Annotated in this window: 8 protein-coding genes and 1 pseudogene; 7 read left to right on the top strand and 2 right to left on the bottom strand. The window is 57.3% G+C overall.

Going from position 1 to position 7,479, the window contains the following annotated elements; translation table 11 throughout:
- Positions 1-975 (bottom strand): nucleotidyltransferase domain-containing protein (locus AAC083_RS23340; RefSeq protein WP_258224770.1); only part of this gene is annotated, 975 nt, incomplete at its 3' end.
- 64 nt (positions 976-1,039) lie between these two features.
- Positions 1,040-1,828, bottom strand: coding sequence for a type I methionyl aminopeptidase (gene map, locus AAC083_RS18965; RefSeq protein ID WP_108537428.1), 789 nt, complete (start codon positions 1,826-1,828; stop codon positions 1,040-1,042).
- Positions 1,829-2,190: 362 nt separating this feature from the next.
- On the opposite strand from map, the gene rpsB reads away from it, so the two are divergent.
- The 7 genes and pseudogenes from rpsB to AAC083_RS23335 all read left to right on the top strand — a co-directional run.
- Positions 2,191-2,919, top strand: coding sequence for a 30S ribosomal protein S2 (gene rpsB, locus AAC083_RS18960; RefSeq protein WP_005312073.1), 729 nt, complete (start codon positions 2,191-2,193; stop codon positions 2,917-2,919).
- Between the two features lie 104 nt (positions 2,920-3,023).
- Entirely contained in the window at positions 3,024-3,905 is an 882-nt protein-coding gene (tsf, locus tag AAC083_RS18955) for a translation elongation factor Ts (protein ID WP_042038148.1), read from the top strand.
- 71 nt (positions 3,906-3,976) lie between these two features.
- Complete coding sequence (pyrH, locus tag AAC083_RS18950; RefSeq protein ID WP_042038153.1) at positions 3,977-4,711, top strand: UMP kinase; 735 nt, start codon at positions 3,977-3,979, stop codon at positions 4,709-4,711.
- 102 nt (positions 4,712-4,813) lie between these two features.
- Positions 4,814-5,371, top strand: a complete 558-nt coding sequence (gene frr, locus AAC083_RS18945; RefSeq protein ID WP_042038155.1) for a ribosome recycling factor — start codon at positions 4,814-4,816, stop codon at positions 5,369-5,371.
- A 72-nt stretch (positions 5,372-5,443) separates the two neighbouring features.
- A complete protein-coding gene (uppS, locus tag AAC083_RS18940; RefSeq protein ID WP_042038156.1) occupies positions 5,444-6,220 on the top strand; it encodes a polyprenyl diphosphate synthase in 777 nt (258 codons plus the stop codon).
- Between the two features lie 26 nt (positions 6,221-6,246).
- Entirely contained in the window at positions 6,247-7,104 is an 858-nt protein-coding gene (locus AAC083_RS18935; RefSeq protein ID WP_042038158.1) for a phosphatidate cytidylyltransferase, read from the top strand.
- Positions 7,105-7,236: 132 nt separating this feature from the next.
- Positions 7,237-7,479 (top strand): annotated as a pseudogene (locus tag AAC083_RS23335) (1-deoxy-D-xylulose-5-phosphate reductoisomerase); the annotation flags it as partial.

Below are 7,479 nucleotides of genomic sequence, written 5' to 3'. Positions count from 1 at the left end.
GCCGAGGATAGCCTCGTCAAACAGTTGCAACAGCATCTCGTTGAGCTCCGAGACCCGCCGCACCGTCTGATAGAAGCGTTTCATCATCTGCTCGACCGGGCTGTTACCGTCCCCCTCGAACCCCAGCATCTGGGCTACGGTGCGCTGGCGGTCGAACAGCAGGCGGTTGTCGCCCTTGTTGATGGCCATGTGCAGGGCGAAACGCACCTTCCACAGGAAATTCTGGCAGTCGAGCAGCTCACGATACTCGGCCCGGTTGAGAAAGCCGTGGCTGGTCATCTCGAACAAGGTGGTGGCGCCGAAATGGCGGCGGGCGACCCAGGCCAGGGTCTGGATGTCCCGCAGTCCGCCCGGATTGCTCTTGAGATCCGGCTCCAGCTTGTAGGCTGTGCCCTGAAATTGCTGGTGGCGCAGCGCTTGCTCTTCGCGCTTGGCCTGGAAGAACTGCTCGCTCGGCCAGAAGTGCTGGGGGCCGGTCGCCTCCTTGAGTTGCTGGAAGGCTTCCTGGTTGCCGGTGATGTAGCGTGCCTCGATCAGGTTGGTGGCGACCGTGATGTCGGCGCGGCCCTGCTCTATGCATTCGGCCACGTTGCGTACCGCCTGACCCACCTCCAGCTTGAGATCCCACAGCAAGGTGATGAATTCGCCGATGCGCAGCCCCAGCACCTCGTCCAGCTCATCGCCTTCATAGAGGATCAGCAAGTCTATGTCGGAGTGGGGGTGCAGCTCGCCACGGCCATAGCCGCCCACTGCGATCAGGGTGAGCGCCGTCTTGTCGAAGCCGAACTTCTGCCACAGCCGGGTCAGCAGATCATCCATGTATTCGGAGCGGGTGGCCACCAGTTCAATGATGTTGTCACCGGCATCGAAACGGGCGTGCAGCCAGCCGAGAAAACGGCTCAGATACTCTTTGCAGTTCTCGCGGGTGAGCTGATCGTCGGGTAACAGATGGGGGGAAAGCAGGCTGGCATCCATGGCATCTCACACTCTCGGTCTGGCCGGATAAAGATCAACCCCGGCGTGTGGCCGGGGTTGAATATCAAACGTGGCGGATAACACGCTCGATGGTGTCATCGGGGCGCAGGGTGAGCACCTCGCAGCCATCCTCGGTTACCAGCAGGGTATGCTCCCACTGGGCGGAGTCGCCGCCATCCTTTGTGGTCACGGTCCAGCCATCTTTCGGGTTGATGCGGCAGTGATACTTCTTGCTGTTGACCATGGGCTCGATGGTGAAGCACATGCCCGGCTTGAGCTCCAGCTTGCCGCCATTGCGGTAGTGCAGGATCTGCGGCTCCTCGTGGAATTCGCTGCCGATGCCGTGGCCACAGTAGTCGCGCACCACGGAGAAGCCGGCCTTCTCGACGATGGGCTGGATCAGGGCGCCTATTTCGGTGATGCACATGCCGGGCCGCACCTGCTTGATGGCGGCGTACAGGCTCTCCTGTGCAACCTTGCACAGCTGGCGACGCAGCGGTGTGGTCTCACCCACGATGAACATGGCGGAGGTGTCGCCGTGGAAGCCATCCTTGATGACAGTGATGTCCAGGTTGATGATGTCCCCTTCCCGCAATTTCTTGTGATTGGGGATGCCGTGACAGATGACGTCGTTCACCGAGGTGCAGATGGACTTGGGGAAGCCGTGGTAGTTGAGCGGGGCCGGGATTGCCTGCTGCACGTCGACAATATAGTCGTGGCACAGGGTGTTCAGCTCGTCGGTGGTGACGCCAGCCTTGACGTGGGGGGCTATCATGATTAGCACATCGGCGGCCAGCTGGCCGGCAACGCGCATCTTTTCAATCTCTTCCGGTGTCTTGATTTTAATGGACATGGGATCTCTCTTGGGGCCTGACTGCGCATACGGTCGATGCCCAACAATCAGGTAATGAAAAATAGATGCGTTTGCAATCAGGCCAAAATTTTATCCCCAACCCCCGTTTACTTCCAGTGTGATTGTCATCACAACGTCAAATCCTCTGTCTGGCATCCAGCAGAGGGATCCATTTTTAGCACTCCGGCCGGTGGTGTCCTGGCCAAAGTTATGGTATAAAGCGCGCCGGAATGGGGAACTTGCGTCCGCATTTCATCACCCTTACTCAATAACACACACACATCGACACCTGTACCGGGGTGCCCCTTTGGGGTCGGTTACATGGGATGTGTGGAGGCCTAACCCCAATACAGAGGTATAAAATGGCTAAAGTTTCTATGCGCGACATGCTGCAAGCCGGCGTTCACTTCGGTCACCAGACTCGTTACTGGAACCCGAAAATGAAGTCCTACATCTTCGGTGCCCGCAGCAAGGTTCACATCATCAACTTGGAAAAAACCGTTCCGATGTTTGACGATGCCATGAACTTCATCAGCTCCGTAGCTGCCAAGAAGGGCAAGGTACTGTTTGTAGGTACCAAGCGTGCCGCGTCTGAAGCCGTAAAAGATGCCGCCGGTCGTTGCGACCAGTTCTATGTCAACCACCGCTGGTTGGGTGGCATGCTGACCAACTGGAAAACCGTTCGTCAGTCCATCAAGCGCCTGAAAGATCTGGAAACCCAGAGCCAAGACGGTACCTTCGAAAAGCTGACCAAGAAAGAGGCGCTGATGCGTACTCGCGAAATGGACAAGCTGGAGAAGAGCCTGGGTGGTATCAAGAACATGGGCGGCCTGCCTGACGTGCTGTTCGTTGTCGATGCCGACCACGAGCACATCGCTATCAAAGAAGCCAACAACCTGGGTATCCCGGTAGTTTCCATCGTTGATACCAACTCCAACCCGGACGGCGTTGATTACGTCATCCCGGGTAACGACGATGCTATCCGTGCCGTACAGCTGTATCTGAATGCTGCTGCTGACACCGTACTGGAAGCTCGCGCTCAGGACATCGTTGTTCAAGCCGAACAAGATGGCTTCGTTGAAGCTGAGTAATTGATAAGGACTGAAAAGCCCTTATTAACCAAGCTGATGTAATTGGTTAGCAGGGGCCCTTGTGGCCCCTGTTTCTTGTCAATTCAAGACCGAGGATACTGGACATGGCTAACGTTACTGCCGCCCTGGTAAAAGAACTGCGCGAGCGCACCGCCGCTGGCATGATGGATTGCAAAAAAGCACTGGAAGAAGCTGCTGGTGATATCGAGCTGGCAATCGAGAACATGCGCAAATCCGGTCAGGCCAAAGCCGCCAAAAAAGCAGGCCGTATCGCTGCTGAAGGCGTAATTTTCGCCCGTACCGAAGGCAACATTGCTGCCATGATCGAGCTGAACAGCGAAACCGACTTCGTCGCCAAAGATGCCAGCTTCATGGCAATGGGCCAGAAGATCGCCGATATCGCTGCGACCCAGAAAATTGCTGACGTCGACGCCCTGAAAGCGACCGATTTCGGCAATGGTGAGTCCATCGAGCTGACCATCACCAACCTGATCGCCAAGATCGGTGAGAACATGAACCTGCGTCGCGTGATGCTGGTTGAAGGTGACAACCTGGGCACTTACGTTCACGGTTCCCGCATTGGTGTTATCACCAAGCTGACCGGTGGTTCCGCCGAGCTGGCCAAAGATCTGGCCATGCACGTTGCAGCCAACAGCCCGCAATTCGTCAAGCCTGAAGACGTGTCTGCTGAAGTCGTTGCCAAAGAGCGCGAAATTCAGATCGACATCGCCATCAACTCCGGCAAGCCGAAAGAGATCGCCGAGAAGATGGTTGAAGGCCGCATGAAGAAGTTCACCGGTGAGGTTTCCCTGACTGGTCAACCGTTCGTGAAAGATCCTTCCATGACCGTTGCCGAGCTGCTGAAGAAAGAAGGCGCTGACGTTGTCTCCTTCACCCGTTTCGAAGTGGGCGAAGGCATCGAGAAGCAAGAGACCGATTTCGCTGCTGAAGTTGCAGCCCAAATCGCGGCCGCTCAGAAGGCCTAACCGAACCGGTTTTTCCGTTTCCCCAGACCGCGACTTATGTCGCGGTCTTTATATGACCAGGAATCAGTGACATGAGTACCAATCCCAAGCCTGCATACAGACGTGTTCTTCTGAAATTGAGTGGTGAAGCCCTGCAAGGATCCGAGGGTTTTGGCATTGATCCGGCGGTGCTGGAGCGGATGGCCCAAGAGATCAAAGAATTGGTTGAGCTGGGTGTTCAGGTCGGTCTGGTCATCGGTGGCGGCAACCTGTTCCGTGGTGCTGGTCTTGCCAAAGCGGGCATGAACCGCGTGGTGGGCGACCACATGGGTATGCTGGCCACCGTCATGAACGGTCTGGCCATGCGTGATGCCCTGCATCGTGCTTATGTGAATGCCCGTCTGATGTCTGCCATCTCTCTGCAGGGCGTTTGTGATTCCTATAGCTGGGCCGAGGCCATCAGCCAGCTGCGCGCCGGCAAGGTAGTGATCTTCTCTGCCGGTACTGGCAACCCCTTCTTTACCACCGACTCCGCGGCCTGCCTGCGCGGGATCGAGATCGAAGCCGACGTGGTGCTCAAAGCCACCAAGGTCGATGGCGTATTCACGGATGATCCGGTCAAGAACCCGGATGCCGTGCTGTACCATGAATTGAGTTATGATGAAGTTCTTGAAAAAGAACTCAAAGTGATGGATCTTGCTGCTTTTACTCTGGCCCGTGACCATGATCTGCCGATCCGCGTGTTCAACATGAACAAACCGGGTGCGCTGCGTCGGGTTATCATGGGTGAGCCGGAAGGCACCCTGATCCACCACATCGGCAAGTAAGGCAAGAGATCAGGCTGGAAGGCGCTCTTATTCATTACGCCAGCAAATAAATATGATAGACACGAGCCGCGTGGCGGCTCGTTCGCCAAAAGGAAAACCACTGTGATCAACGAGATTAAAAACGACGCCAAGGACCGTATGGCCAAGAGCGTAGAGTCGCTCAAGACCCAGATGTCCAAGATCCGTACCGGCCGTGCTCACCCGAGCCTGCTCGACGGTATCCAGGTTGAGTATTACGGTGCTGCCACTCCTCTGAAACAGTTGGCCAACGTGGTGGCAGAAGATGCTCGTACCCTGTCCATCTCCATTTTTGACCGCTCCATGATCCAGGCGGTAGAAAAGGCAATCCTGACCTCTGATCTGGGCCTGAACCCGTCCAGCAATGGCCAGACCTTGCGCGTGCCCTTGCCGCCGCTGACCGAAGAGCGTCGCCGCGATCTGACCAAGATCGTCCGTGCCGAAGCCGAAGGTGCCCGTGTGGCCGTGCGCAACATCCGTCGCGATGCCAACGCCGACCTGAAAGCGCTGCTCAAGGACAAAGAGATCTCCGAAGACGACGACCGTCGTGCCCAGGAAGAGATCCAGAAACTCACCGATGCCTTCATCAAGCTGGCGGATGACGCCCTGGCCGTGAAGGAAAAGGAGCTAATGGAAATCTAAGTCTCTGACAGGTATATTACGAGCGCCGTGTAGTGCCCCTGCACGGCGCTTTTGTCTTTGTGGGAGAAATGAATGTCGCTTTTGGCAGCGTTAGGTAATTGTGCCAACTCGTCCTTGCCTCGTCATGTGGCCATCATCATGGATGGTAACGGGCGCTGGGCTCAGAACCGTGGCAAGATGCGGGTCTATGGTCACAAGGCGGGCGTGAAGTCTGTTCGTGAGGCGGTGACCTTTGCCGCGCGCGCCAAGATAGAGGCGTTGACCCTGTTTGCCTTCTCCAGTGAGAACTGGCGGCGGCCGGAAGGGGAGGTCAGTGCCCTGATGGAGCTGTTCCTGACCGTGCTGGGCCGTGAGGTCAGTAAACTGCACAGCAACGGGATCCGGCTCAAGGTGATCGGTGATACCGCCCGCTTCAGCGACCGCTTGCAAGCCAAGATCGCCAAGGCCGAGGCCCTGACCGCCGACAACCAGGGGCTGACCCTCAATATTGCCGCCAATTACGGTGGTCAGTGGGATATCGCCCTGGCGGCCCGTAAACTGGCCCGTGCCGTGGCGGCAGGCGAGCTGGACGCCGATGCCATTGATGAGTCACTGCTGGCCGGACAGGTCTGCATGGCCGACCTGCCCCCTGTGGATCTGCTGATCCGGACCGGCGGCGATCATCGCATCAGCAATTTTGTGTTATGGCAGCTCGCCTATGCAGAGCTCTATTTTACCCCGGTATTGTGGCCCGATTTCAACGAGGCCGAGTTCAGTGAGGCGGTCGCCTCTTTCGTTGCCCGCGAGCGTCGCTTCGGGTGTACGGGTGAACAGATACGGGAATTGATCGCCGAGCATCAGACCGGCTAAATCCCCTCCCAAGAGAGAGGTTTCTTTTGCTAAAACAACGAATTATTACCGCATTGCTACTGGTTCCCCTGGTGTTGGGGGCGCTATTTTTTCTGCCGTTGAAATTCTTTGCCCTGTTGGCAGCCTTGGTGTTTCTGTTGGCCAGCCGCGAGTGGAGCGGCTTCGTTTCTGCCCAGCCGCAGCAATGGTTGCCGCTGGTGTTCTGTCTGCTGCTCGGTGCCAGCCTGTTCCTGCTGCCGGTCGAGCAGCTGTGGACTCCTCATCTGAACCCGCTGGTGATGGGTGTGCTCTGGACCGCGTGCAGCTGGTGGCTGCTGGGGCTATTGCTGGTATTGCGTTATCCCCAGAGCGCCAAGCTGTGGAAAGAGTCCATCTGGCTCAAGTCCCTGTTCGGTCTGGTGACCCTGGTGCCCTTCTTCTGGTCCCTGGTGGCTATCCGTGGTTACAACTTCTATCACGACCCCATGATGGGGTCCTGGATCCTGCTGTTCGTCATGGGGTTGGTCTGGGCGGCAGATTCTGGCGCGTACTTTTTCGGTAAGGCGTTTGGCAAACACAAGCTGGCACCGGCCGTCAGCCCGGGTAAAACCATCGAAGGCATGTTTGGCGGCCTGTTTACTGCCAGCCTGCTGGCCGTTGCTGTGACCTGGTTCATGGATTTCGTGCCCGCCAAGATGGCCATTGTGCTGTTTTGCTCCCTGCTGGCAGTGCTGGCATCCGTACTCGGCGATCTGACCGAGAGCATGTTCAAGCGGGAGGCGGGCATCAAGGATTCTGGTACCCTGCTGCCCGGTCATGGCGGCATTCTCGACCGGATCGATAGCCTGACGGCCGCCCTGCCGGTGTTCCTGCTCAGCTATCTGTTGCTCAGCCAGGAATTCTGATGCCTCACTCGCTGATGATCCCGGGAGCGTCCGGCTCCGTCAGTCTGTTACTCGTTCAGGAGTGTTAATGAATAGTCTGATGATCTTGAAGGCTTTCGGCTCCATCCATCCGTTAGCAAGTCGGGAGTGTTGATGCATAACCTGGTGATCCTGGGCGCGTCTGGCTCTATCGGTCAGAGCACCCTCAAGGTACTGCGGCAGAATCCGGGCCGTTGGCAGGTATTGGCACTGACGGCGGCCCGCAGCGTGGATGCCATGTTGCGCGACTGTCTCGAATTCTCCCCCCGTTTCGCCGTCATGGTGGATGAAGACGCGGCTGCTACACTGGCAGGCCGGCTCAAGGCCCATGGCAGCGTGACCTGCGTACTGTCCGGT

The organism is Aeromonas sp. HMWF014, assembly GCF_963878295.1.
Classification (GTDB): Bacteria; Pseudomonadota; Gammaproteobacteria; order Enterobacterales; family Aeromonadaceae; genus Aeromonas; species Aeromonas popoffii.
The sequence above is the reverse complement of the archived record's forward strand: the minus strand, read 5'-3'. Positions and strand labels throughout refer to the sequence as shown.